The following is a 25641-nucleotide window of genomic DNA, read 5'->3' as shown; positions in this document are numbered from 1 at the left end:
TTTGTTTTTTATGAACTTAGCTCAGACGGCCGTGGCACGCCTTGTACTTTTTACCAGAACCGCAAGGGCATGGATCGTTACGACCCACTTTACGATCGCCGGTTTGCGCGGCGATCGCCGCTGCGGCTTCGCTGTCGTCGGTCTGATGGCTCAGCTGTTGCATTTGCGCCAGACGCTCGGCTTCTTCACGACGCTGCTGTTCCATCGCTTCCACCTCTTCCGGCATACGCACCTGAACCTTGCTCAGGGTGCTGATGACTTCATACTTCAGCGACTCAAGCATAGAGGCAAACATGGAGAAGGACTCACGCTTGTATTCCTGCTTCGGATCTTTCTGCGCATAGCCACGCAGGTGGATACCCTGACGCAGGTAGTCCATCGCCGCCAGGTGCTCTTTCCACAGGGAGTCCAGCGTCTGCAGCATCACGCCTTTTTCGAAGTGACGCATCATTTCAGCGCCAACCACTTCTTCCTTGCGCTTGTAGACGTCCAGCGCGGTTTCGTAGATACGCTCGCGCAGGGTCTCTTCGTGCAGCTCAGGCTCTTTATCCAGCCACTCTTTGATAGGCAGATCGAGGTCAAAGTCGTTTTTCAGACGTTCCTGCAGGCCTTCGATGTCCCACATCTCTTCCAGAGACTGCGGCGGAATGTGCGCATCAATCGTGGCTTTAAACACATCTTCGCGAATGCTGTTGATGGTTTCGCTCACGTCGGACACGTCCAGCAGTTCGTTACGCTGGGTGTAGATCGCACGACGCTGATCGTTAGCCACGTCATCGTATTCCAGCAGCTGCTTACGAATATCGAAGTTGCGGCTTTCCACTTTACGCTGTGCGTTCGCGATCGCTTTGGTAACCCACGGGTGCTCAATGGCTTCACCCGGCTTCATGCCCAGCTTACGCATCATGCCGGACACGCGGTCGGAGGCGAAAATACGCATCAGCGCATCTTCCATCGACAGGTAGAAGCGGGAAGAACCGGCATCACCCTGACGGCCCGCACGGCCACGCAGCTGGTTATCGATACGACGCGATTCGTGACGCTCGGTACCAATGATATGCAGACCGCCGGATGCCAGCACCGCGTCGTGACGCACCTGCCAGTCGGCCTTAATCTGAGCAATCTGTTCAGGCGTTGGGTTTTCCAGCTCAGCCACCTCGGCCTGCCAGCTTCCGCCCAGCATAATATCGGTACCACGACCCGCCATGTTGGTGGCGATGGTTACCGCAGCCGGATAACCTGCCTGCGCAACAATATCTGCTTCTTTGGCGTGGAACTTGGCGTTCAGTACGTTGTGCTTGATGCCCGCTTTCGTCAGCTCGTGAGAAACCACTTCGGATTTTTCAATGGAGATGGTCCCCACCAGAACCGGCTGGCCTTTGGCAGTACGCTCGCGAATATCTTCGATGATCGCCTGAATTTTTTCCGCTTCAGTCATGTATACCAGGTCCGGCATATCCTTACGGATCATCGGACGGTTGGTTGGAACGACCACGGTATCCAGCTTGTAGATAGAGCTGAATTCAAACGCTTCGGTATCGGCTGTACCGGTCATGCCCGCCAGCTTCTCGTACAGACGGAAGTAGTTCTGGAAGGTGATAGAGGCCAGCGTCTGGTTTTCGTTTTGAATATCCACGCCTTCTTTGGCTTCTACAGCCTGGTGCAGACCGTCAGACCAGCGACGTCCCTGCATGGTACGACCGGTGTGCTCATCGACAATGATCACTTCGCCGTCTTTTACGATGTAGTCGACGTCGCGGGTGAACAGCGCGTGGGCACGCAGCGCGGCGGTCACATGGTGCATCAGCATGATGTTGCTTGGGGAGTACAGAGACTCGCCCTCTTCCATAATGCCTTCAGCCACCAGCAGCTCTTCGATTTTCACCAGACCACGCTCGGTCAGGTTCACCTGGCGCGCTTTTTCATCCACGGAGAAGTGACCTTCACCCTGGAAGGTATCCGAGTCTTCTTTCTCCTGGCGCAGCAGGTGTGGAATGATTTTGTCGACTTTACGGTACATCTCGGAGCTATCTTCAGCCGGGCCGGAGATGATAAGCGGAGTACGCGCTTCATCGATCAGGATGGAGTCCACCTCATCCACCAGCGCGTAGTGCAGCTTACGCTGGACGCGCTCTTCAGGGCTGAACGCCATGTTGTCACGCAGGTAGTCGAAGCCGTATTCGTTGTTGGTACCGTAGGTAATGTCCGCGTTATACGCTTCACGCTTGGCTGGTGCAGGCAGGCCAGACATGTTGATGCCGACGGTCATGCCGAGGAATTCGAACAGTGGACGGTTGTTTTCGGCGTCACGCTGCGCCAGATAGTCGTTGACGGTAACGACGTGAACGCCTTTACCGGTCAACGCATTCAGGTAAGCCGGCAGCGTTGCGGTCAGGGTTTTACCTTCACCGGTACGCATTTCCGCGATGCAGCGTTCGTTAAGCACCATCCCGCCCAGCAGCTGAACGTCGAAGTGACGCATGCCGAACACGCGCTTACTTGCTTCACGCACGACCGCAAATGCTTCCGGGATCAGGCTTTCTAAGGTTTCACCTTTTTCCAGACGCGCACGAAATTCCGTCGTTTTCGCTTTCAGCTCATCATCAGAGAGCTTCTCCATCGCCGGTTCCATACCGTTGATGACGGCAACAGCTTTGCGCATACGGCGCAGGGTACGATCGTTACGACTACCAAAAACTTTAGTTAATAATTTGATTAGCATAATAAATTCTCAAACGCCCCATCATGGGCAGATAAATTAAGGTATTGAAAAAGTTAATTTAGCTGAGGCGTTGAGGCCCGGCGCGAATGCCGTGAACCTGGCTAATCCAGTTTGAAACAGAGAATGAAACAGGAGGAACGAGCGCGCGTTGCGCCGTCTGGCGAACCATGACCGGCGGCTGGCTGTCCTGCGTGAGCAGCGCGTTGAGCGTGTCCAGCAGGGCAAGATGCTGCGCCTGCACCGGCAGCGCCTCTTCCGCAACAGGCATTGCCTGCGGCGCCATCGCGAAGGAGAGATGGCGGATAACCGTGCGGATAGCGTGCTGGTGCCAGTAATCAACGGAGAAATTCGGGCGGCGACTGGCTTCAAGCCAGGCGAGATTTGTAAAGTTAACCCGCGTATTGAGATCGTGTTTGCTGGTAGAGGTCTTCGTCGGCGTCGCCGCTTCGGCACTGTTGCAGAGCGCAGGCAAGCCGAAACTCGCCGCGACCATCCCTAATAAGAGATGCGGCCAGAAGTAACGTCTGCCAAATTGTCGCCAGCGCGTCAGTATTCCGCTCACTTGCTCCACCACATAAGCCAGCCTGCTACAGGCTATCTTCAGTTATTTTTTTAAGCGCCCAGATATTACCACTAAAGCCAATACACATCAGCAGGAATGAGGCGCCGCCGCGGGGAAAAACGGTCAAGAATGCAGCTAACGCACACACTTTCTACGCAGGACAGACTAGAAATAACGCAGGGACAAACAAAGAAGGGTAAAAATAAAAACGACTGGTCTTCCTGGCCGGAGAGAGTACCAGGTTAACCAGTCGATTTTTTACGAAACGGCGTGAACCGTTACGCCAGAACCATGCTTGGCGCTTTGAAAGCCAACGGCAGTTCTGCTTCGTCTTCGAAGGTCACATATTCCCAGGCTTCCTGTTTTGCCAGGACGGCCTGCAACAGTTTGTTGTTCAGCGCATGACCGGATTTGAACGCGGTAAATGCACCAATGATGTTGTGACCACACATGAACAGGTCGCCGATAGCGTCCAGCATTTTGTGACGAACGAATTCATCTTCGAAACGCAGGCCGTCTTCGTTCAGTACGCGATAATCGTCAACAACGATGGCACAATCGAAGCTGCCGCCCAGGCACAGGCCGCGGGACTGCAGATATTCGATATCACGCATGAAGCCAAACGTACGGGCTCGGCTGATCTGGCGCATAAACGCATCGGCAGAGAAGTTCATCGCATAGCGCTGGGTGCTGGAATCAATCGCCGGATGGTTAAAGTCGATGGTAAAGTCCAACGAGAAACCATTGTACGGTTTAAATTCGGCCCACTTGTCGCCATCTTCGACGCGAACGGTCTCTTTGATGCGGACAAATTTCTTCGCGCAGTTCAGTTCTTCGATGCCGGCATCCAGCAGCAGATAGACGAACGGTGCAGCACTGCCATCCATAATCGGGATTTCTGGCGCGTCGACTTCAACAATAATGTTGTCGATACCCAGACCCGCCAGGGCGGCGTTCAGGTGCTCTACGGTAGAAATCCGCACGTCATGCTCGTTCACCAGACAAGTACAGAGCATAGTATCACGCACAGATTTGGCATCGGCCGGAAAATCTACCGGTGGATTCAAGTCGGTGCGACGATAGATGACCCCGGTATTGGCCGGCGCAGGGCGTAACGTCAGCGTGACTTTCTTGCCGGTATGTAAACCGACACCCGTCGCCTGAACGATACGTTTAAGTGTCCTTTGTTTGATCATCGTATAATCTCGCCAAATTAACTATCCAACCGAGAGTGTATATCACTAACGGTGGGCCAGTTTAGCACAAAGAGCGCAAATCCCCTAATTCCAGCCAATTCTTAATCAGCTTGCTTACGCAGGAACGCCGGGATATCCAGATAATCTGGCTCTTTCGCCGTTTGCGGCGTTGGGTCGTTCACCACTTTCGCGGCCGGTTTCTGCTCCTGAGTCAGCGGAGACATACCGTGCTGCTGGTAACGATCCATTACCGGTTGCTGAGTCTGCTTGTTAGTCACTAAGGTGATCTCAGGACGCTTGTCCATACCGATACCGGTTGCCACAACGGTAACACGCAGCTCGTCGTTCATTTCAGGGTCAAGTGAAGTACCGATTACCACGGTAGCGTTGTCAGAGGCGAACGCACGGATGGTGTTACCCACGGTTTCGAACTCATCCAGACGCAGGTCAAAGCCAGCGGTAATGTTGACCAGCACGCCGCGCGCACCAGACAGGTCGATATCTTCCAGCAGTGGAGAAGAGATAGCCATTTCAGCCGCTTCTTCTGCACGGTCTTCGCCGCTCGCCACGCCAGAGCCCATCATCGCGTAGCCCATTTCAGACATCACGGTGCGAACGTCTGCAAAGTCAACGTTCATCAGGCCAGGACGGGTAATCAGTTCAGCGATACCCTGAACCGCGCCTTTCAGCACGTCGTTTGCTGCGCCGAAGGCGTCAAGCAGGGAGATACCACGACCCAGAACTTTCAACAGTTTGTCGTTCGGGATGGTGATCAGCGAGTCCACATGCTTGGACAGCTCGGTGATACCCTGCTCCGCGAAGGCCATACGCTTCTTGCCTTCAAAATTGAAAGGCTTGGTCACGACAGCAACGGTCAGGATACCTAAATCTTTAGCTACTTCAGCGACAACAGGTGCTGCGCCGGTACCGGTACCGCCCCCCATACCTGCTGCGATGAAGACCATGTCCGCACCTTCCAGTGCAGCGCGCAGGGCTTCACGATCTTCTTCAGCCGCATTGCGACCCACTTCCGGGTTAGCCCCAGCTCCCAGCCCTTTGGTGATACCACCGCCGATCTGGATAGTCTGGCCTACCGCCGTCTTACGCAGTGCCTGCGCATCGGTGTTAACCGCGAAGAATTCAACACCTTCAATGCGTTCACGCACCATATGCTCTACGGCGTTACCGCCGCCGCCACCGACGCCGATGACTTTAATCACCGCGTCGTTGGTCAGTTCCATAGGTTCAAACATAATTTCTCTCTCCGTTGTGCCTGTCGCCCGAGACCGCTAATTCTCTCCGGTCTCTTAAAAAAATTAAAACTCTTTTCGCAACCAGTTGTTCAGTCGTTTGACCCACGACCCCACTGAGACGCGTTTTTCCACTTCCGCTTCACCACTGAGATGAGATTCCTTCCCGTAGTGGAGCAGGCCCACAGCCGTTGAATAATACGGCTCCTGAGCATAATCCGTTAAACCGGTGATATTCAGCGGCGCCCCAATACGTACCTGCGTATGGAAGACGCGCTGCGCACAGGCCGCAAGACCTTCAATTTGCGCTGCACCGCCGGTTAATACAATCCCCGCCGCAAGATGATGTTTAACACCCTGCTGACGAAGCTGTTCCTGTAACTGTAAAATTTCTTCGTTGACCAGGTTGAGCAGCTCGGTATAGCGCGGTTCGATCACCTCTGCCAACGTTTGGCGCTGCAGGCTGCGCGGTGGACGACCACCGACGCTTGGCACTTCAACGCTCTCATCTTTGCCAACGATAGAACCCAGCGCACAGCCGTGGCGCACTTTAATCGCTTCTGCATCGCTCGGTGGCGTACCAAAAGCGTAAGCAATATCGCTGGTCACGACGTTCCCTGCGTACGGGATCACTTTGGTGTGGCGCAGCGCACCGCCGGTATACACGGCCATGTCCATTGTACCACCACCAATATCGACCACACAGACACCCAGTTCACGTTCATCTTCGGTCAGTACGGAATAACTTGCCGCCAGACCGGCGAAAATAAGTTGGTCAACTTTCAGGCCACAACGTTCAACGGCTTTTACAATGTTCTTCGCCATATCGTTGTGACATGTGATCAGGTGCACTTTTGCCTGCATACGAACGCCTGACAGACCAACAGGGTTTTTGATCCCTTCCTGGTAGTCAATCGCATATTCCTGCGGGATCACGTGCAATACGCGATGCTCATCGCGAACACGCACGGACTTCGCCGTATGCACAACGTTTTCAACGTCTTCCTGCGTCACTTCCTCTTCGGAAATCGGCACCATACCGATTTCGTTCTGGCAGCTAATGTGCTTACCAGAAAGGGCAAGATAGACAGAAGAAATCTGGCAATCTGCCATCAATTCAGCCTGATCGATGGCGCGCTGGACGCATTTCACCACCGATTCAAGATCGTTTACCCCACCTTTATCCATACCACGTGACGGGCAACTGCCCACGCCAATGATATTGACCATACCGTCGGGCAGAACTTCCCCTACTAAAGCGGCAACCTTCGCGGTGCCAATCTCCAGTCCAACTACCAGTTTTCTGTCCGTCGCCTTGATCATTGTTGTTCTGCCTGTACCTGTGCCTGATTCTGTTGCTGATTAGGTTCCTCGACCGGAGCCGGTACCCAACCGACTGCTGCGCCTGAGTCATAGCGCAAATCAACGTAGCTTATCCGTTTGCCGTCAGTCTGTGCCTGCTGCTGTAAAACCGGGTAAAGTTCGACAAAACGCGCCAGACGCTTCATGGTGTCCCCGCGTCCCAGGTTGAGCTTAATGCCGTTCGTTAACGTAAGCTGCCAGGAGCGGCGCGCCGTCATTGCAGCATCTTTTAACGTAAACCTGTCCTTCGCCAGCACCTGGCCCATTTCACGAAAACCCTGTAACACCTCGTTTTCGCTGCCTTCAGGGCCATACAACATCGGTAAATTCTGCTTGTTGACACGATCGGTCGGGACGCTGAAGGAATTTCCGTCGACGTCTACCATGTGCTGATCATTCCAACGCGCAATGGGCACATATTCAACCAGATGAATCTTCAATTCATCAGGCCATTGCTTTCTTACGCTCGCCTGTTTTATCCATGGCAGACGTTCAATCTGGCTCTGGATAATATTGACGTCCTGCGTCATAAAGGTGCCAGGCGAACCCAGCGCCAGTATTGACTGGCGAATATCGTCGTTACGCGTGTAGTGACGCTCACCGGTGACCACCAGCTTAGAAAGCGGCAACCGCTGCGCATCTTCCATCCAGCCCAGGACCATCCAGCCGCTGATAAACACGGTGCACAGCACCCCGAGCAGGAAAATGATGCCTGCAAGACGCGTTCCATTACTGCGGCGTGAAGAGATGTATTCTTCCTCGTCATCGCGGTTGCGCGTGTTCAATGCAGCCTGAGACATATCAGCCCGCCTGGTCCAGAATGCGTACGACTAACTGCGAGAAGCTCATCCCCGCCTGACGCGCAGCCATCGGCACAAGGCTGTGGCTCGTCATACCCGGAGAGGTGTTGGCTTCCAGCAGATAAAATTGTCCATCTTTGTCCTGCATCACATCGATGCGTCCCCAGCCCTGGCAACCCAGAACATGCCAGGCTTTAAGCACCAGGGACTGTAAATCGGCTTCACGCTCAGCTTCAAGACCACTTGGGCAGAAATATTGCGTCTCATCAGAGAGATACTTCGCCTCATAATCATAGAAGACTCCGGCGGGTTGGATACGGATTGACGGTAAAATTTCTTCGCCAAGCATCGCGACGGTAAATTCCGGCCCGCTAAGCCATTTTTCTATCAGAACTTCATCATCATGTTGAAATGCCAGCGCTAAAGCGGACGCTAAATCGTCAGCTTTGTCGACTTTGGACATTCCCACGCTGGAGCCTTCCCGGCTGGGCTTTACAATAACCGGTAAGCCCAGTTCAGCAATGCGTGCATTAACGCTATCCGGCAGGCCCAATTCAAATTCGCGACGCGTCAGTGCCACCCATGGCGCAACAGGTAAACCTGCGCCCTGCCACAGCAGCTTGCTGCGCAGTTTATCCATAGAGATAGCAGACGCCATCACGCCGCTGCCGGTGTACGGCAGACCGATCAGATCCAGAAGCCCCTGCAGGGTGCCGTCTTCGCCGCCACGACCGTGTAAAGCGATAAAGACTTTATCGAAGCCCATGGCTTTTAACTGCGTCACGTCGACCTCTTTTGGATCGACCAGGTGCGCATTGACGCCACCTTCACGCAGGCCCGCCAGTACAGCGGCGCCTGAATTCAGGGAAACCTCGCGCTCGGCGGAGGTGCCGCCAGACAGGACAGCAATCTTATCAGCCATGATGCTCATCCTCCTGGTTTTGCGGCTTCAGTTTGATTTCAGCTAAGGTACGGGCGATTTTGCCGATATTTCCCGCGCCCTGAATCAGAATCAGATCGTTACCTGTCAGGACCGGTGCCAGAATTTCCGCCACCTGCGCAGGGTCAGAAACCAGAATAGGGTCAACTTTACCGCGTCCACGAATGGTGCGACACAGAGAACGACTGTCTGCACCAGGAATCGGCGTCTCGCCTGCGGCGTACACATCCAGCATTAACAGGGTGTCTACCTGTGACAGGACGCTGGCGAAATCGTCATACAGATCGCGCGTACGCGTGAAGCGGTGCGGCTGGAACACCATCACCAGATTTTTGTCTGGCCAGCCTGCACGAGCGGCTTTAATGGTGGCGTCCACTTCGGTCGGATGGTGGCCATAGTCGTCCACCAGCATCGCCGTACCGGCTTTACCGTTCACGGCATCCAGCGGGAATTCACCGAGGAAATCGAAACGACGTCCGGTGCCCTGGAAGCTTTCCAGTGCGCGCAGAATCGCATCATCATCAATGCCTTCTTCCGTCGCGACGGCCACTGCCGCTGCGGCATTGAGCGCGTTATGGCGCCCTGGCGCATTCAGCGTCACGTGCAGCAGCTCTTTGTCCTGACGCGCCAGCGTGAAGTGTCCCTGCGCGCCAATCTGTTTGTACTCTTCCACGCGGACGTCAGCGTCTTCGCTGAAGCCGTAGGTGGTGATTTGACGACCCACGCGCGGCAGCAACTCGCGGATCACCGGATCGTCCACGCACATCACCGCGCGCCCGTAGAACGGCAGGTTGTGCAGGAAGTTGATAAAGGTCTGCTTTAAGTTCTCGAAGTCACCCTGGTAGGTATCCATATGGTCAGCTTCGATGTTGGTGACAATCGCCACCATCGGCTGCAGGTGCAGGAACGACGCGTCGCTCTCGTCCGCTTCAGCAATCAGATAACGACTGTGGCCCAGACGCGCATGTACGCCCGCGGCTTTGACCAGGCCGCCGTTGACGAACGTCGGGTCGAGACCCGCTTCTGCATAAATACTGGAAACCATCGCCGTGGTCGTGGTTTTACCGTGGGTCCCGGCAATCGCGATGCCGTGGCGGAAGCGCATCAGCTCCGCCAGCATTTCGGCACGGCGGATCACCGGAATGCGCGCGTCATGCGCGGCAACGATTTCCGGGTTGTCAGAGGAGATGGCGCTCGATACCACCACCACGCTCGCATCGCGCACGTTTTCCGGGCGATGGTTGAAATAGATAGTCGCCCCAAGCGACGCCAGCTGCTGCGTTACAGGGTTTGGCGCCAGGTCAGACCCACTGATCTGATAGCCTTCGTTAGCTAACACTTCGGCAATACCGCCCATGCCAGCACCACCGATGCCAACAAAGTGAATGTGCCGGACGCGACGCATCTCGGGCACGATTGAACGCAGTTTTGCCAGTTGTTGTGTATTCATTCTCTAAACGCCATCGACTACTTAAAATTCGTGCCGCGCTTCACGCGCTGCGAGGGTTAAGCCTGGGCTGCCAGGCTCACTTCTTTTGCCACCCGTTCCGTCGCATCAGGGATAGCCGCCGCGCGCGCGCGTTCAGCCATCTCAAGCAATACGTCTCTGTTCCAGCCCGCCAGGGTGGTGGCGACCGCGTCGGCGGTAAATTGTGGCTGCTCAAAAATTTTCGCCGCACCGGCTTTCTCAAGCGGCAGGGCATTCCAGTACTGCTGTCTGTCTTTGTGCTGGAAAGGCACAAACAGGGCTGGCAGACCTGCAGCAGCGATTTCGCTTACCGTTAAGGCGCCAGAACGACAGACCACGACATCGGCCCAGGCATACGCTGCCGCCATGTCGTCGATAAATTCCGTCACGTTATGCTGCGGCTGCCCCGCCTCGGCGTAAGCCTGCTCAACGGTCTGCTGAGCGCCTTTTCCGCTCTGGTGCCAGATGGTGACGGCATCCCCCAGCTTTGCAGCAACCTGCGGCATCGTCTGGTTTAAAATGCGTGCCCCCTGAGAGCCACCGACGACCAGCACACGAACCGGCCCTTCACGGCCCGCCAGGCGAGCGTCCGGCAACGGCAGCGCCAGCACGTCCACACGGACCGGGTTACCTACCACGTCCGCTTTCGGGAACGCGCCGGGAAACGCCTGCATGACTTTGGTGGCGATTTTCGCCAGCCATTTGTTGGTCAGACCGGCAATACCGTTCTGCTCATGCAGGACGACGGGAATACCTAACGACCACGCTGCCAGCCCGCCCGGACCCGAGACATAGCCGCCCATGCCCAGCACCACATCGGGCTTAAAGCGCTTCATAATGGTGCGCGCCTGACGCCAGGCGTTAAAAATGCGCACCGGAGCCAGCAGCATTGCCTTGAGGCCTTTGCCGCGCAGGCCGGAAATACGAATAAAGTCGATCTCAATACCGTGTTTCGGTACCAGGTCGGCCTCCATGCGGTCTGCGGTTCCCAGCCAGCGTACCTGCCAGCCCTGATCCATTAAATGGTGCGCAACCGCCAGTCCCGGGAACACATGTCCGCCGGTACCGCCTGCCATCACCATTAACCGCTTCGGTTGATTCATCGTGAACCTCGTGTAAACGCCTGGGCTTTTTCCAGACGCGTTTCATAATCTATGCGCAACAACAGCATGATGGCCGTCGACATAATCAACAGACTGGAACCACCATAACTGATCAACGGCAACGTCAGACCTTTGGTCGGCAGCATACCCGCTGCGGCCCCGACGTTAACCAATGCCTGGAAACTAAACCAGATACCAATTGAGCAGGCCAGGAAGCCTGAGAAACGGTGATCGATCTCCAGCGCTTTCCGGCCGATGGACATGGCGCGGAAAGCGACGAAGAATACCATTAATAGCGCTAATACCACACCGATATAACCCAGTTCTTCCGCAATAATGGAGAAGATAAAGTCAGTATGCGCTTCCGGTAAATACTCCAGTTTCTGTACCGAGTTACCCAGTCCCTGTCCCCAGAGCTCACCACGACCAAAGGCCATGAGTGACTGCGTCAGCTGATAACCGCTGCCGAACGGGTCTTCCCACGGGTTCCAGAAAGAGGTCACGCGGCGAATACGGTAAGGCTCGGCGAGGATCAGCAGCACAACCGCTGAAATCCCCATCCCAATGATGGCGATGAACTGCCACAGCTTCGCGCCCGCCAGGAACAGCATGGCCAGCGTGGTGACAAACAGTACCACCACGGTACCGAGGTCAGGCTGCGCCAGCAGTAAGACCGCCAGCACCAGAATCACGCCCATCGGTTTTAAGAAGCCGCGCAGGTTGTTACGCACTTCATCTACTTTACGCACCAGGTAGTTCGCCAGGTAGCAGAACAGGGAGAGCTTGGTAAATTCCGCAGGCTGAATACGCAGCGGGCCAAAGGCGATCCAGCGTGATGCCCCGTTTACGGAACTCCCCACCACCAGAACGATCAGCAGCATAATGATCGAGGCGATCAGCATCGCCGTACTGTGCCGCTGCCAGAACTCCATCGGTAGACGCAAGGTCACCAGCGCCAGGCAGAATGCCAGGATGATGTACAGACCATCACGTTTGGCAAACAGGAAAGGATCGTTCGCCAGACGCTGCCCGACGGGCATTGACGCTGACGTCACCATAATAAAGCCGACCGCCGCGAGCCCCATTGTGAGCCAGAACAGCGTGCGGTCGTACATGATCAGGCTGTCGTTATCTTTTTGACGAGAGCCCATCACCCAGCCTTTGAGCGCCGCAAACAACCACACCAGGATCCCAAATCCTGGCAGGCGCGGCATTTTCAGGCGAGGGAGAGATAAACGCATCAGCCTAACTCCTTCGCCAGGCGGGTAAAGACATCACCACGCTGTTCGAAATTCTTGAATTGATCGAGACTGGCACAGGCCGGAGAGAGCAGCACCATATCACCCGGCTTCACGCGAGGGGCAATCAGCCGCATCGCCTGTTCCATGGTTTCGGTTTGCTCGGCGATCTCAGGGCGCAGTTCAGCCAGCTCGCTGCCGTCACGGCCGAAGCAGTAGAGACGGATGTTATCGCCGGAGAGATACGGCTTCAGGGACGAGAAATCAGCTGACTTACCGTCGCCACCCAGCAGCAGATGCAGGGTACCGTCAACGTGCAGCCCGTTCAGCGCGGCCTCCGTGCTGCCCACGTTGGTGGCTTTGGAGTCGTTGATCCAGCGCACGCCGTTGTGCTCCAGCGCCAGCTGGAAACGGTGCGCCAGGCCAGAAAACGTGGTTAACGCTTTCAGACTCGAGGAGCGCGGCAGCCCCACTGCGTCCGCCAGCGCCAGCGCCGCCAGCGCATTGGTATAGTTGTGCTGCCCAGAGAGCTTCATCTCTTTCACGTTCAGCACTTTCTCACCTTTCACGCGCAGCCAGGTTTCGCCCAGCTGGCGGTTCAGATGATAATCACCCATGGTGATGCCAAAACTGATGCAGCGGTCGTCTGCGCCACGCACCGGCATGGTCAGCGCGTCATCGGCGTTCACCACGCAGACTTTGGCATTCTCATAAACGCGCAGCTTGGCGGCACGGTACTGCTGCAGACCAAAGGGATATCTGTCCATGTGATCTTCAGTCACGTTGAGGATCGTCGCAGCGGCAGCATGCAGGCTGGAGGTCGTTTCCAGCTGGAAGCTGGAAAGCTCGAGAACATACAGTTCACAGCCTTTGTCCAGCAGCATCAGAGCTGGCAAACCAATGTTACCGCCAACGCCGACGTTCATGCCCGCCGCTTTCGCCATTTCCCCCACCAGGGTGGTGACGGTGCTTTTACCGTTAGAACCGGTAATCGCGATAACGGGAGCCTGCGCTTCGCGGCAGAACAGCTCGATATCGCCAACAATCTCAACGCCCGCATCTGCGGCAGCGCTCAGTGAAGGATGCGCCAGCGCCATACCCGGGCTGGCGACAATCAGATCGGCTGCCAGCAGCCAGTCATCATTCAGACCACCCAGGTGGCGTTCAACCTGTTCCGGCAGCTTGTCCAGACCCGGCGGAGAGACACGCGTATCCATCACGCGCGGCGTCACGCCACGCGCGAGGAAAAAGTCCACGCAGGAAAGCCCCGTAAGGCCTAACCCGATGATAACGACTTTTTTGCCCTGGTAATCTGCCATGATTAACGTACCTTCAGCGTTGCCAGGCCAATCAGCACCAGCATCAGCGAAATAATCCAGAAGCGCACAATGACACGCGGCTCCGGCCAGCCTTTCAGTTCATAGTGGTGGTGAATCGGCGCCATACGGAAGATGCGCTGACCGCGCAGCTTGAAGGAGCCGACCTGCAAAATCACCGACAGCGTCTCAACCACAAACACGCCGCCCATGATCACCAGCAGGAACTCCTGGCGCAGCAGCACGGCAATAATGCCCAGCGCGCCGCCCAAAGCCAGTGAACCGACGTCACCCATAAAGACCTGAGCCGGATAGGTGTTGAACCACAGGAAGCCAAGACCCGCGCCGACAATCGCCGTACAGACGATCACCAGTTCACCCGCATGACGCAGATAAGGGATGTGCAGGTAGTTCGCAAAGTTCATGTTACCGGTCGCCCACGCCACCAGCGCAAAACCGGCCGCCACGAAGACGGTAGGCATGATTGCCAGGCCATCCAGACCGTCGGTCAGGTTAACGGCGTTACCGGTGCCGACAATCACAAAGTACGCCAGCAGAATGTAGAACAGACCCAGTTGCGGCATTACGTCTTTAAAGAACGGCACGACCAGCTCGGTCGCTGGCGTGTCTTTCCCGGCAAGATACAGTGCGAAGGCCACGCCCAGCGCGATCACCGACATCCAGAAATACTTCCAGCGGGCAATCAGGCCTTTGGTATCTTTGCGGACGACTTTGCGGTAATCATCGACGAAACCGATGATCCCGTAACCCACCAGTACCGTCAGCACACACCAGACGTACGGGTTGGACGGGTACGCCCACAACAGCACGGAAACGACGATGGCAGTCAGGATCATGATCCCGCCCATGGTCGGCGTACCGCGCTTGCTGAAGTGCGATTCCGGGCCGTCATTACGCACAACCTGGCCGAAAGAGAGCTTTTGCAGACGGGCAATCATGCGCGGGCCCATCCACAACGAGATGAACAGCGCAGTCAGCAGGCTGACGATGGCGCGAAACGTCAGATACGAAAAGACGTTAAAGCCTGAGTAATATTTGACCAAATGTTCGGCCAGCCAAACTAACATGTCCCGTTCTCCTGTAATGCGTGCACAACCTCTTCCATGGCGGCACTACGTGAACCTTTCACTAACACTGTCACAATTTGTTTTTCTGTCATTAATGCCTTAAGGCGCTCAATCAACGCGGCTTTATCGGCAAAATGCTCGCCAACGCCGCTGGCCTGGCTAATCGCCTGGCTCAATTTTCCTGTGCTCAGTACACAGTCCAGCCCCGCCGCTTTCGCCGCTTCACCGACCTGGGTATGACAGGCTTCGCTTTCGTCGCCCAGTTCTGCCATGTCGCCAACCACCATGATGCGGTAGCCCGGCATTTCAGATAACACCTGCACCGCCGCCGTCATCGAGCCAACATTCGCGTTGTAGGAGTCATCCAGCAGCAGCTTGTTTTCCGAAAGCTGAATCGGGAACAGGCGTCCCGGTACGGCTTTCAGGTTCGCCAGCCCGGCTTTGATTGCCTCATGTGAAGCGCCCACCGCCGTTGCCAGCGCAGCCGCCGCAAGGGCATTGGCGATGTTATGGCGACCCGGCAGCGGCAGCAGCACCTCCACGCCACCCGTTGGGGTAGTGAGGGTGAACTCGGTGCCGTGCGACGTCACATGGATATTGGTCGCCGTAAAATCACTGTTGGCCGCATTTGGTGAGAAGCGCCAGGTTTTACGCGCACCAATGATGCTCTGCCAGTTAAGCCAGTCGTTGTTATCGGCGTTCAGAATGGCAATACCGTTATCCGGCAGGCCGGTGTAAATTTCACCTTTCGCTTTCGCCACGCCTTCCAGCGAGCCAAAACCTTCCAGGTGCGCAGCCGCGAGGTTATTCACCAGCGCCGCTTCCGGGCGAGTCAGGCTCACGGTCCAGGCGATTTCACCCTGGTGGTTTGCGCCTAACTCGATCACCGCATAGTCATGCTCTTTGGTCAGGCGAAGCAATGTCATCGGCACGCCGATGTCATTATTGAGGTTGCCCGCGGTATAAAGCGTATTGCCGCACTGGCTGAGGATCGCCGCCGTCATCTCTTTCACTGACGTTTTGCCTGATGACCCTGTCAGCGCGACGACGCGAGCCGGCACCTGCTGACGAACCCAGGCAGCCAGCTCACCGAACGCGAGACGTGTATCTTTCACCACAACCTGCGGCAGATCGATATCAAGCTTGCGGCTGACCAGCAGCGCACCGGCGCCGTTCTCTTTGGCCTGCTCGGCAAAATCATGCGCGTCAAAACGCTCGCCTTTCAGCGCCACAAAGAGACAGCCTGCGGTGACTTTACGGGTGTCCGTCGTCACGGCATCGATGGTCAGGTCTTGCCCGTGCAGGTCGCCGTGCAGTACTTCTGCGGCCTGGCTTAAGGAGAGGCTAATCATGCGACAACTCCCAGCAGGCGAGCTGCCGTTACGCGATCCGAGTAGTCCAGACGGCGATTGCCAACGATCTGATAATCTTCATGGCCTTTGCCCGCCAGCAGAACAACATCATTCTCCTGTGCCTGCATGATGGCGTTTGTCACGGCTTCAGCACGGCCTTCCACGACGCGCGCGTGGCCTGCGTCCAGCATACCCGCCAGAATGTCATTAATGATGGCGCGCGGCTCTTCCGTACGCGGGTTGTCATCGGTGACAACCGGAATATCCGCGAACTGTTCCGCAATCGCCCCCATTAGCGGGCGTTTGCCTTTGTCGCGATCGCCGCCGCAGCCAAACACGCACCAGAGCTTACCGGTACAGTGCAGGCGCGCCGCTTCCAGCGCTTTTTCCAGCGCATCCGGCGTGTGGGCATAATCAACCACAACGGTCGGCTTACCCGGCGCGCTAAATACTTCCATACGGCCACAAACCGGCTGCAGTCGCGCGGCGGTTTTCAGCAGTTCAGCCATCGGGTAACCCAGCGCCAGCAGCGTTGCCAGGGCCAGCAGCAGGTTGCTGACGTTAAACGCCCCCATCAGGCGGCTTTCAATTTCGCCTTCCCCCCAGGAAGAGGCAAAGCGGATGGTCGCCCCGCTGTCGTGATAATTCACCTCAACCGCCTTCAGCCAGCGGCCGTGGCAGTTCGGATTGATATGGTCTTCCATCGAGACGGCAACCGCATCCGGCAGCTTCGCCAGCCAGCGGCGGCCCACTTCGTCGTCGGCGTTGATGATGGCCTGACCGTAATGGTGAGTAGAGAACAGCAGCCATTTCGCGGCTTCGTAGTGCTCCATATCGCCATGATAATCAAGATGGTCGCGGCTCAGGTTGGTAAACACGGATGCAGCAAATTTCAGCGCCGCGACGCGGTGCTGTACCAAACCGTGCGAAGAGACCTCCATCGCGGCGAAGGTTGCGCCCTGCCCTGCCAGACCGGCAAGCACGTGCTGTACGTCAACCGCCGAGCCGGTGGTGTTTTCCGTCGGGCTCACTTTGCCCAGCAGACCGTTACCTACGGTTCCCATCACCGCACCGGTTTCACCCAGCAGCTGAGCCCACTGCGCCATCAGCTGCGTGGTGGTGGTTTTTCCGTTCGTACCCGTTACGCCAACCAGGCGCAGCTGGTCGGAAGGTTCGTGATAAAAACGTCCCGCCAGTGCGGAAAGACGTTCGTTTAACTGGCTGAGATAGATGACCGGCACGCCGTGCATTTCACGGATCTCACCGTCGGTTGCCTCATCTTTGGCCTCAGCAATAATGGCAGCCACACCTTGCGCAATCGCCTGCGGGATATAACGACGCCCGTCCGCCTGATGACCGACCACCGCCACAAAAAGATCGCCAGAAGCCGCTACGCGGCTGTCCAGAACCATCTCTCGCAGTGCTCGCTCCGGTGCATTTGGCACCCACGGAGCGAGAAGGTCGCGCAAATTACGATCTGCCACCTGTACCCTCGCCTTGATTAATTACAAATTCACTTTTTTCGCCCGTCGCCAGCGCATCCGGTTCAATGTTCATGGTGCGTAACACGCCGCCCATGATGGCCCCGAACACAGGCGCGGAGACGGCGCCGCCGTAGTATTTACCCGCCTGTGGATCGTTTATCACGACCACCAGCGCAAAACGCGGATTGCTTGCAGGCGCAACGCCTGCGGTATAGGCAATGTATTTGTTGATGTAGCGGCCGTCTGGCCCCACTTTTTTCGCTGTACCGGTTTTAATGGCGATACGATAGCCTTTAATCGCCGCCTTCACGCCGCCGCCGCCCGGCAGCGCCACGCTTTCCATCATGTGCACCACGGTACGAACGATGGATTCCGGGAAGATACGCTCGCCCGGGACCGGTGGATCAACTTTGGTAATCGACAGCGGGCGATAGACGCCATAGCTGCCAATCGTTGCGTAGACTCGCGCTAACTGTAACGGGGTTACCATTAGCCCGTAGCCGAAAGAGAAGGTGGCCCTCTCTATGTCAGACCACCGTTGTTTTTGAGGATATAAGCCACTGCGTTCTCCGACCAACCCCAAATTGGTCGCCTTTCCCAGTCCAAAACGTGAGTAAGTCTCTACTAACGCTGAGGACGGCATCGCTAACGCCAGCTTTGAAACACCGACGTTACTCGACTTCTGTAACACCCCGGTCAGGGTCAATTCGCTGTAGCGCGCCACGTCTTTTATCTCGTGGCCGTTAATACGGTATGGGACAGTGTTCAGGACCGTGTTTTCATTGACAATACCGCGCTGGAGCGCGGTCATCACCACCATCGGCTTCACCGTGGAGCCGGGTTCGAACACGTCGGTAATTGCCCGGTTACGCATGGCATCTTTTGCGGTGCCGGTAAAGTTGTTCGGGTTGTAGGACGGGCTGTTGGCCATCGCCAGCACTTCACCGGTGCTGACATCCACCAGCACGGCGCTGCCTGACTCCGCCTTGTTGAACGCCACCGCGTTGTTCAGCTCGCGGTAGACCAGCGCCTGCAGGCGCTCGTCGATACTCAGGGCCAGGTTATGCGCTGCCTGACTGTCCGTGGAAGAGATATCTTCGATGACGCGCCCGTAACGGTCCTTACGCACGATTCGCTCGCCCGGCTGGCCGGTGAGCCACTTATCGAAGCTTTTCTCAACGCCCTCAATCCCCTGGCTGTCGACGTTGGTAAAGCCAATGAGGTGAGCGGTTACTTCGCCGGATGGGTAGTAACGGCGGGATTCTTCACGCAGATGAATACCCGGCAGCTTCAGTTTGCGAATGTAGTCCGCCATGTCAGGGTTAACCTGACGCGCCAGATAGATAAAACGTCCTTTCGGGTTCGCGTTAACGCGGGAAGCCAGCTGATCCAGCGGCATTTTCAGCGCATCAGAGAGGGCTTTCCAGCGGTTATCAAGGGTAATGCCACCGGCGTCGTGCAGCTCTTTCGGATCGGCCCAGATCGCTTTCACCGGCACGCTCACCGCCAGCGGACGACCGGAGCGGTCGGTGATCATCCCGCGGGACGTGGAAACCTCCTGAACGCGCAGAGAGCGCATATCGCCCTGGCGTACCAGCATGTCAGGGGCGACGATTTGCAGCCAGGCCACGCGGCCCAGTAGAAAACCCAGCGCCAGTAAAATGCAGCCGCAAAGCAACGCAAAACGCCAACTGATAAAGTTGGCCTGTTCTTCCTGACGTTTTGGTTTTAGCGTTTTTGCCGCTGCTTTCATGCGTCGCGTTTTCCCTTATTTTTGTACTACGATATTTTCCTGTGAAGGATCAACATGCTGCAGCTGCAGCTTTTCCGTTGCGATCCGTTCAACCCGGCTGTGATCGCCGAGCGCGTTTTCTTCAAGGATCAGATTTCGCCATTCAATATCCAGCGCATCGCGTTCCAGTACCATCTGCTCGCGTTGCGCAGTCAATAAACGTGTGTGGTGGGCGGTGGTGACCACCGTCACAGCCGTGACAATGATGCAAATGAACAGACAGAGTGGCAGTTTCCCAAACCGCAAAAGATCGTCGCCGATCACGCCAGGCAAGGCATGGCGCTCGTTGCTTCCTAACGAATCCTTAACTTTGCTTAGGGTCTCTGTCACTCTGCCGATCATGCGTTCGTCCTCTCTGCAACACGCAGCACTGAACTACGGGCGCGTGGATTCTCTGCCACCTCTTCTTCGCCCGGCATCAACTTGCCTAATGCTCGCAACTGACGGCCACCCAGCTTCCTGAGTTGTTCTTCCGTCATCGGCAGCCCCGCGGGTACCTGTGGACCGCGGCTTTGTTCACGCATAAAGCGTTTAACAATACGGTCTTCCAGCGAATGGAAGCTGATGATGGATAACCGCCCACCCGGGGCCAGCACGTCGAGCGAGCTTTTTAGCGCCAGCTCTATTTCCTCCAGTTCACTGTTTACCCAGATGCGAACCGCCTGGAAGGTACGGGTCGCGGGATGTTTGTGCTTATCCTTCACCGGCGTTGCCGCCGCGATCACCTCAGCCAACTCTTTGGTGCGGGTCATCGGCTCAATGCGATTGCGCTCAACAATGGCGCGCGCAATACGTTTGCCAAAGCGCTCTTCGCCGAAGGTTTTGATGACCCATGCAATATCCGCTTCATCAGCGGTCTGTAACCACTCGGCGGCAGACTGGCCGCGAGTCGGGTCCATACGCATGTCCAGCGGACCGTCACGCATAAAGGAGAAACCGCGTTCAGCATCATCAAGTTGGGGTGAAGAGACGCCAAGATCGAGAAGAATCCCGTCGATCTTGCCCGTCAGGCCGCGCTCAGCCACATAGTCCGCGAGCGCAGAAAAGGGTCCATGCACGATGGAAAAGCGTGGGTCATTGATAGTCTGTGCAACGGCAATTGCCTGCGGATCGCGATCGATTGCCAGCAGACGCCCCTCCTCACCCAGTTGGGAGAGGATCAAACGCGAGTGACCACCGCGACCAAAAGTGCCATCAATGTAGATGCCATCCGGACGAATATTCAGGCCGTTAACGGCCTCGTCCAGTAACACCGTTTTATGTTTATAATTTTCCATCATATTTATAGAGACAAGTCCTGCAGCCGTTCCGATAATGTCGCGGAATCAGACTGCTCAGCGTCGATATCTTCCTTGACCTGTTGATACCAGGTCGTTTCATCCCACAGTTCAAATTTGTTGAACTGCCCGACCAGCATCACTTCTTTGGTCAGACCGGCATGTTGCCGTAACACAGGCGCGATCAGTAATCGCCCTGCGTTATCCATCTGACATTCACTGGCATGTCCCAATAACAACCGCTGCACGCGGCGTTCCTGCGGGTTCATGCTCGACAGTCGCGACAGCTTTTGCTCAATAATTTCCCATTCAGGCAGGGGGTAAAGCAGCAGGCAGGGGGAGTTAATGTCAATGGTGCAAACCATTTGACCCGCAGCGTTCTCAATCAGCTGGTCGCGGTATCGGGTTGGTACCGATAAACGCCCTTTACTGTCGAGATTGACTAACGTAGCTCCACGGAACATGCCAGTCTCACCCCTCCTCACCACTTTAACCCACAAATTCCCACCTAAAGGAGTTTACGGAGCGAGGGAAAAGCTTGTCAAGCCAGGACTCTCGGCATAAGGACTCGAAAGCCCTCTATTTACAGAGATAAACAGTCCTGGTTAATAACTGCACAACTGGCGAGGCAAAATTAACGTTATGAATATTTGTAAGAAAAAAACCGAATATGCACACTAGCGTTAAGGCTCACTCAATATCATCGCAGATAAATATAAAGTGTCAGTTTGCGACGCGGGCAGCATTTTATGACAGATTCTCAGGGGATGACAGCGCCAGATTCACTCAGGCGAGCGGTAAGCGCAGTGGTTATCGCGTAAGCTGTCAAAGGAAGAGGAAAAAACGTCTGAATATTCATCGACCGAAGAGGGTTTGTAACAAAATAATACAAAGAGTGCCGTTTAAAATCGCTGAGATGTTGTTTAAAGGGCAACTTAAAAGCCAAAATGAATAAAGAAAAATAGGCGATTATGATCTCCCAAGAATTATCCTAATTTCTCTCCGGGAATTATCTGCACGAATTATTGCAGCAAAAAGGGGCAGATTTCACCGCCCCGGTCATTTCATTTTTGGCGGCTTAAAATTCCGCGATGGTAGAGGTTACGTTTGATACGCGTCAGGCCCGGCTTCGGTTTGCGGGGTTCATCCAGACTCGCCAGCACAATCTCCAGCACGCGTTCAGCCACATCGCGATGGCGCTGTGCAACCGCCAGCACCGGGCACTGAAGGAAGTCGAGCAGCTCATTATCCCCGAACGTGGCAATCGCCAGATCGGAAGGCAGTTTACCTTCACGACGTAAGGTCACATCCATGACACCCTGCAAGAGCGCAAACGAGGTAGTGAACAGCGCCTGAGGCATCGGATGCGTTTCCAGCCATTTTTCGAACAGCTGCGCGGCGGCTTCACGTTCGTAGCTGTTGGCATAGAGGTAGTGAACCTCGCGCGGATCGTCTTTCCAGGCCGTTCTGAATCCCTGCTCGCGCAGGAAGCTCACGGAAAGTTCAGGCAGCGCGCCCAAATACAGTACCGTTTCCGCCGGGAACGTCCGCAGCTCTGCGGCCAGCATTTCGGCATCGTCCTGATCGGCACCCACCACGCTGGTGAAGTGCTCGCGATCGAGGGCACGGTCAAGCGCAACGATCGGGAACGGATCATTCGCCCAGCGCTGGTAGAAAGGATGCTCCGGCGGTAAGGAGGTCGAAACAATTATGGCATCCACCTGGCGCTGAAGCAGATGTTCAATGCAGCGCATCTCGTTATCAGGCTGGTCTTCCGAGCAGGCAATCAGCAGTTGATAGCCGCGCTGACGCGCCTGACGTTCAAGATAGTTGGCGATACGGGTATAGCTGGTGTTTTCCAGGTCCGGGATCACCAGACCAATAGAGCGGGTGCGCCCGGCGCGCAGACCGGCTGCGACAGCATTCGGATGGTAGTTATGTTCACGAACCACCGCCATAACTTTTTCAACGGTCTTGTCGCTGACACGGTACTGCTTTGCTTTACCGTTAATCACATAGCTGGCCGTTGTTCGTGACACGCCGGCTAGCCGGGCGATTTCATCCAGTTTCACAATTGCCCCTTAAAAAAAGAAAAGAGTCCATGGCCCTGTCAAGGTTATGGTTAAATCTTTTAACATCTAAACGCAGAAAAGCCTTCGCGGCAACCGCTTTTATCTGCGTTGTCGGCTGATTACGCAAAAAAAAGCCCGGCTTTGGTGACCGGGCAGAAAGAGGCGAACCTTTTTGACAACTAACGCATGATTTTCTCGCCGCGTGACAGACCCACAACCCCCGATCTCGCCACCTCGACAATTTTTGCGACATCCCGTACGGACGCCAGGAACGCATCCAGCTTGTCGCTCGTCCCGACCAGCTGAACGGTATAAAGAGAAGGCGTGACGTCGATAATCTGTCCGCGGAAAATATCCGCATTGCGTTTGACTTCTTCACGCCCGTAGCCGCTGGCCTGAATTTTCACCAGCATGACCTCACGTTCAACGTAGGCCCCTTGCCCCAGCTCGCTCACGCGCAGCACGTCGACCAGCTTATGCAGCTGTTTCTCAATCTGTTCAAGCACCTTAGCGTCGCCGACGGTTTGGATCGTCATGCGCGACAGCGTTGGGTCTTCCGTCGGGGCGACAGTCAGGCTTTCAATGTTATAGCCGCGCTGCGCAAAAAGGCCAATGACGCGCGACAGTGCGCCAGACTCGTTTTCCAGTAAAACTGATAATATCCGGCGCATATCAGGTTCTCTCCGTTTTGCTTAACCACATTTCATCCATACCACCACCCCGAATATGCATCGGATAGACGTGCTCGGTTCCATCAACAATCACATCCATAAAGACGAGGCGGTTGTTTTTAACGTGCTCAAGCGCTTGTGCGAGCTTCGTTTCCAGCTCGGCCGGATCGGTTACCCGCATGCCAACATGGCCGTAAGCTTCAGCAAGACGAACAAAATCCGGCAGCGATCTCATGTATGACTGTGAGTGACGGCCAGAATAAATCATATCCTGCCACTGCTTCACCATGCCGAGGTAGCCGTTATTCAGGTTCAGCACGAGAACCGGCAGTTCATACTGCAGCGCGGTAGACAGCTCCTGAATGTTCATCTGGATACTACCGTCTCCGGTCACGCAGACGACGGTTTCATCCGGCAGCGCCAGCTTCACGCCCAGTGCGGCAGGCAGACCAAAGCCCATGGTGCCTAAGCCACCCGAGTTGATCCAGTGTCGCGGTTTATCAAACGGATAATACAGGGCAGCAAACATCTGATGCTGGCCCACGTCTGAGGTCACATACGCTTCACCTTTCGTCAGTCGCCACACCGCTTCGATGACCGCCTGCGGCTTAATGTTTTCGCTCCGCGTGTCATATTTCAGGCACTGACGCGCGCGCCACTGTTCAATCTGCTGCCACCAGTCGCGGATCTCATCCAGCGGCTGGGTCGCTTTCTCCTGGGCCAGCAGCTCCAGCATCTGTTCCAGGACCTGACGGGCATCACCGACGATCGGCACATCAGCCGACACCGTTTTAGATATTGACGTCGGATCGATATCAATATGCAGCACGGTGGCATTCGGGCAATATTTCGCCAGGTTGTTGGTGGTACGATCGTCAAAACGCACACCGACGGCAAAGATCACATCGGAGTGATGCATCGTCATGTTGGCTTCATAGGTACCGTGCATACCCAGCATACCCAGCGCCTGGCGGTGGGTGGCGGGAAACGCCCCCAGCCCCATCAGCGACGACGCAACAGGAAGGTTGAGTTTTTCAATCAGTTCACGAAGCTGGGCTTCACAGGCTGCATTGATCGCTCCGCCCCCGACATAGACGACCGGTTTTTTGGCTGCCAGAAGCGTTTGCAACGCCCGCTTGATCTGACCTTTATGCCCCTGCGTTGTCGGGTTGTAAGAACGCATGCTCACCGATTCCGGCCAGACGTAAGGCAGCTTGTTTGCCGGGTTCAGAATGTCTTTAGGCAGATCGACCACCACCGGTCCCGGGCGTCCGCTTGCCGCCAGCCAGAAGGCTTTTTTCAGTACGCCGGGAATATCTTCGGTTTGCTTAACCAGGAAGCTGTGCTTCACCACGGGACGCGAAATCCCGACCATGTCGCACTCCTGAAAAGCATCGTAGCCAATCAGCGAGGTGGCTACCTGCCCGGAGAGGATCACCAGCGGGATAGAGTCCATATACGCCGTCGCAATGCCGGTAATGGCGTTTGTCGCGCCGGGGCCTGACGTGACTAACACCACGCCTACTTCACCCGTCGCACGCGCCAGGCCGTCGGCCATATGTACGGCCGCCTGCTCGTGACGTACCAGAACATGGTCAATGCCCCCTACCGTATGGAGGGCATCATAAATATCGAGGACCGCGCCGCCAGGGTAGCCGAACACTTGCTTTACGCCCTGATCGATCAGCGACCGGACGACCATTTCCGCGCCAGACAACATCTCCATGCTTTGCCTCCAGGCATTTTGTTATAGACGGACTGCCGAATTCATTTCCGCCCCGTCTTACGATTGGGATGAACCAATCTTATATTTTGCAGAGTGTTCTTTACCTTAACCGCTCGTTATGAGGCAGGCAATTAGCAAACCCGGGGAGATAAACGGTGCGTAAAGTAGAAAACGCAGCCGTTAACAGAAGATATGGTTAATTCCTCTGAGAATAGAGGACGG

Annotated in this window: 21 protein-coding genes; all 21 read right to left on the bottom strand. The window is 55.8% G+C overall.

What is annotated here, in order from left to right; translation table 11 throughout:
• Positions 1-16: 16 nt before the first annotated feature.
• Entirely contained in the window at positions 17-2722 is a 2706-nt protein-coding gene (gene secA, locus ACHH0Z_RS11500; RefSeq protein ID WP_045406426.1) for a preprotein translocase subunit SecA, read from the bottom strand.
• A gap of 58 nt (positions 2723-2780) precedes the next feature.
• Positions 2781-3284, bottom strand: a complete 504-nt coding sequence (secM, locus tag ACHH0Z_RS11495; RefSeq protein ID WP_163291565.1) for a secA translation cis-regulator SecM — start codon at positions 3282-3284, stop codon at positions 2781-2783.
• Between the two features lie 278 nt (positions 3285-3562).
• Complete coding sequence (lpxC, locus tag ACHH0Z_RS11490) at positions 3563-4480, bottom strand: UDP-3-O-acyl-N-acetylglucosamine deacetylase (protein ID WP_008501977.1); 918 nt, start codon at positions 4478-4480, stop codon at positions 3563-3565.
• A 101-nt stretch (positions 4481-4581) separates the two neighbouring features.
• Positions 4582-5733: a cell division protein FtsZ gene (gene ftsZ, locus ACHH0Z_RS11485; protein ID WP_008501978.1), complete on the bottom strand. Its 1152-nt coding sequence runs from the start codon at positions 5731-5733 to the stop codon at positions 4582-4584.
• A gap of 63 nt (positions 5734-5796) precedes the next feature.
• Positions 5797-7053, bottom strand: coding sequence for a cell division protein FtsA (ftsA, locus tag ACHH0Z_RS11480; protein ID WP_006173845.1), 1257 nt, complete (start codon positions 7051-7053; stop codon positions 5797-5799).
• Positions 7050-7892 (bottom strand): cell division protein FtsQ, encoded by an 843-nt coding sequence (ftsQ, locus tag ACHH0Z_RS11475; RefSeq protein ID WP_395149533.1) that lies wholly within the window; start codon positions 7890-7892, stop codon positions 7050-7052. The genes ftsA and ftsQ overlap by 4 nt, the downstream gene beginning before the upstream one ends.
• Before the next feature lies 1 nt (position 7893).
• Positions 7894-8814 carry a D-alanine--D-alanine ligase gene (locus tag ACHH0Z_RS11470; protein WP_023293286.1) on the bottom strand — a complete coding sequence of 307 codons (921 nt, stop codon included), beginning with the start codon at positions 8812-8814 and terminating at the stop codon, positions 7894-7896.
• Positions 8807-10282 (bottom strand): UDP-N-acetylmuramate--L-alanine ligase, encoded by a 1476-nt coding sequence (murC, locus tag ACHH0Z_RS11465; RefSeq protein ID WP_023326695.1) that lies wholly within the window; start codon positions 10280-10282, stop codon positions 8807-8809. The genes ACHH0Z_RS11470 and murC overlap by 8 nt, the downstream gene beginning before the upstream one ends.
• Before the next feature lie 56 nt (positions 10283-10338).
• Positions 10339-11403, bottom strand: coding sequence for an undecaprenyldiphospho-muramoylpentapeptide beta-N-acetylglucosaminyltransferase (gene murG, locus ACHH0Z_RS11460; protein ID WP_021240525.1), 1065 nt, complete (start codon positions 11401-11403; stop codon positions 10339-10341).
• Complete coding sequence (gene ftsW, locus ACHH0Z_RS11455) at positions 11400-12644, bottom strand: cell division protein FtsW (RefSeq protein WP_008501983.1); 1245 nt, start codon at positions 12642-12644, stop codon at positions 11400-11402. Before ftsW ends, murG begins: the two co-directional genes overlap by 4 nt.
• Positions 12644-13960, bottom strand: coding sequence for a UDP-N-acetylmuramoyl-L-alanine--D-glutamate ligase (gene murD / locus ACHH0Z_RS11450; protein ID WP_045406424.1), 1317 nt, complete (start codon positions 13958-13960; stop codon positions 12644-12646). The genes ftsW and murD overlap by 1 nt, the downstream gene beginning before the upstream one ends.
• Before the next feature lie 2 nt (positions 13961-13962).
• The gene (mraY, locus tag ACHH0Z_RS11445) at positions 13963-15045 is read right to left on the bottom strand and encodes a phospho-N-acetylmuramoyl-pentapeptide-transferase (protein WP_008501985.1); all 1083 of its coding nucleotides are present in this window, start codon (positions 15043-15045) and stop codon (positions 13963-13965) included.
• Positions 15039-16397, bottom strand: a complete 1359-nt coding sequence (murF, locus tag ACHH0Z_RS11440) for a UDP-N-acetylmuramoyl-tripeptide--D-alanyl-D-alanine ligase (protein ID WP_045406421.1) — start codon at positions 16395-16397, stop codon at positions 15039-15041. Before murF ends, mraY begins: the two co-directional genes overlap by 7 nt.
• Positions 16394-17881, bottom strand: coding sequence for a UDP-N-acetylmuramoyl-L-alanyl-D-glutamate--2,6-diaminopimelate ligase (gene murE, locus ACHH0Z_RS11435; RefSeq protein WP_023293292.1), 1488 nt, complete (start codon positions 17879-17881; stop codon positions 16394-16396). Before murE ends, murF begins: the two co-directional genes overlap by 4 nt.
• On the bottom strand, positions 17868-19634 hold the full coding sequence (locus ACHH0Z_RS11430) for a peptidoglycan glycosyltransferase FtsI (RefSeq protein WP_008501988.1): 1767 nt from the start codon (positions 19632-19634) through the stop codon (positions 17868-17870). The genes murE and ACHH0Z_RS11430 overlap by 14 nt, the downstream gene beginning before the upstream one ends.
• Positions 19635-19649: 15 nt before the next feature.
• Positions 19650-20015, bottom strand: coding sequence for a cell division protein FtsL (gene ftsL / locus ACHH0Z_RS11425; RefSeq protein WP_008501989.1), 366 nt, complete (start codon positions 20013-20015; stop codon positions 19650-19652).
• Positions 20012-20953 (bottom strand): 16S rRNA (cytosine(1402)-N(4))-methyltransferase RsmH, encoded by a 942-nt coding sequence (gene rsmH / locus ACHH0Z_RS11420; RefSeq protein ID WP_021240527.1) that lies wholly within the window; start codon positions 20951-20953, stop codon positions 20012-20014. The genes ftsL and rsmH overlap by 4 nt, the downstream gene beginning before the upstream one ends.
• A 2-nt stretch (positions 20954-20955) precedes the next feature.
• Complete coding sequence (gene mraZ, locus ACHH0Z_RS11415; RefSeq protein ID WP_021240528.1) at positions 20956-21414, bottom strand: division/cell wall cluster transcriptional repressor MraZ; 459 nt, start codon at positions 21412-21414, stop codon at positions 20956-20958.
• A gap of 600 nt (positions 21415-22014) precedes the next feature.
• Positions 22015-23022 (bottom strand): catabolite repressor/activator, encoded by a 1008-nt coding sequence (gene cra / locus ACHH0Z_RS11410; protein ID WP_008501993.1) that lies wholly within the window; start codon positions 23020-23022, stop codon positions 22015-22017.
• A 179-nt stretch (positions 23023-23201) separates the two neighbouring features.
• Complete coding sequence (gene ilvN, locus ACHH0Z_RS11405) at positions 23202-23693, bottom strand: acetolactate synthase small subunit (protein WP_008501994.1); 492 nt, start codon at positions 23691-23693, stop codon at positions 23202-23204.
• Between the two features lies 1 nt (position 23694).
• Positions 23695-25419 (bottom strand): acetolactate synthase 3 large subunit, encoded by a 1725-nt coding sequence (gene ilvI, locus ACHH0Z_RS11400; RefSeq protein ID WP_045406419.1) that lies wholly within the window; start codon positions 25417-25419, stop codon positions 23695-23697.
• Positions 25420-25641 lie beyond the last annotated feature (222 nt).

Origin of the sequence: Enterobacter cloacae complex sp. 2024EL-00227 (genome assembly GCF_043945315.1) — a bacterium.
Taxonomy (GTDB): domain Bacteria; phylum Pseudomonadota; class Gammaproteobacteria; order Enterobacterales; family Enterobacteriaceae; genus Enterobacter; species Enterobacter roggenkampii.
Note: the sequence above shows the minus strand (reverse complement) of the source record. Positions and strands in the feature narration are given on the sequence as shown.

Excerpts from the sequence above, each read along its gene's own strand:
- secA (WP_045406426.1), bottom strand. The coding sequence starts at position 2,722 with ATGCTAATCAAATTATTAACTAAAGTTTTTGGTAGTCGTAACGATCGT.
- lpxC (WP_008501977.1), bottom strand. The coding sequence starts at position 4,480 with ATGATCAAACAAAGGACACTTAAACGTATCGTTCAGGCGACGGGTGTC.
- ftsZ (WP_008501978.1), bottom strand. The coding sequence starts at position 5,733 with ATGTTTGAACCTATGGAACTGACCAACGACGCGGTGATTAAAGTCATC.
- ftsA (WP_006173845.1), bottom strand. The coding sequence starts at position 7,053 with ATGATCAAGGCGACGGACAGAAAACTGGTAGTTGGACTGGAGATTGGC.
- ftsQ (WP_395149533.1), bottom strand. The coding sequence starts at position 7,892 with ATGTCTCAGGCTGCATTGAACACGCGCAACCGCGATGACGAGGAAGAA.
- ACHH0Z_RS11470 (WP_023293286.1), bottom strand. The coding sequence starts at position 8,814 with ATGGCTGATAAGATTGCTGTCCTGTCTGGCGGCACCTCCGCCGAGCGC.
- murC (WP_023326695.1), bottom strand. The coding sequence starts at position 10,282 with ATGAATACACAACAACTGGCAAAACTGCGTTCAATCGTGCCCGAGATG.
- murG (WP_021240525.1), bottom strand. The coding sequence starts at position 11,403 with ATGAATCAACCGAAGCGGTTAATGGTGATGGCAGGCGGTACCGGCGGA.
- ftsW (WP_008501983.1), bottom strand. The coding sequence starts at position 12,644 with ATGCGTTTATCTCTCCCTCGCCTGAAAATGCCGCGCCTGCCAGGATTT.
- murD (WP_045406424.1), bottom strand. The coding sequence starts at position 13,960 with ATGGCAGATTACCAGGGCAAAAAAGTCGTTATCATCGGGTTAGGCCTT.
- mraY (WP_008501985.1), bottom strand. The coding sequence starts at position 15,045 with ATGTTAGTTTGGCTGGCCGAACATTTGGTCAAATATTACTCAGGCTTT.
- murF (WP_045406421.1), bottom strand. The coding sequence starts at position 16,397 with ATGATTAGCCTCTCCTTAAGCCAGGCCGCAGAAGTACTGCACGGCGAC.
- ACHH0Z_RS11430 (WP_008501988.1), bottom strand. The coding sequence starts at position 19,634 with ATGAAAGCAGCGGCAAAAACGCTAAAACCAAAACGTCAGGAAGAACAG.
- ftsL (WP_008501989.1), bottom strand. The coding sequence starts at position 20,015 with ATGATCGGCAGAGTGACAGAGACCCTAAGCAAAGTTAAGGATTCGTTA.
- rsmH (WP_021240527.1), bottom strand. The coding sequence starts at position 20,953 with ATGATGGAAAATTATAAACATAAAACGGTGTTACTGGACGAGGCCGTT.
- mraZ (WP_021240528.1), bottom strand. The coding sequence starts at position 21,414 with ATGTTCCGTGGAGCTACGTTAGTCAATCTCGACAGTAAAGGGCGTTTA.
- ilvN (WP_008501994.1), bottom strand. The coding sequence starts at position 23,693 with ATGCGCCGGATATTATCAGTTTTACTGGAAAACGAGTCTGGCGCACTG.
- ilvI (WP_045406419.1), bottom strand. The coding sequence starts at position 25,419 with ATGGAGATGTTGTCTGGCGCGGAAATGGTCGTCCGGTCGCTGATCGAT.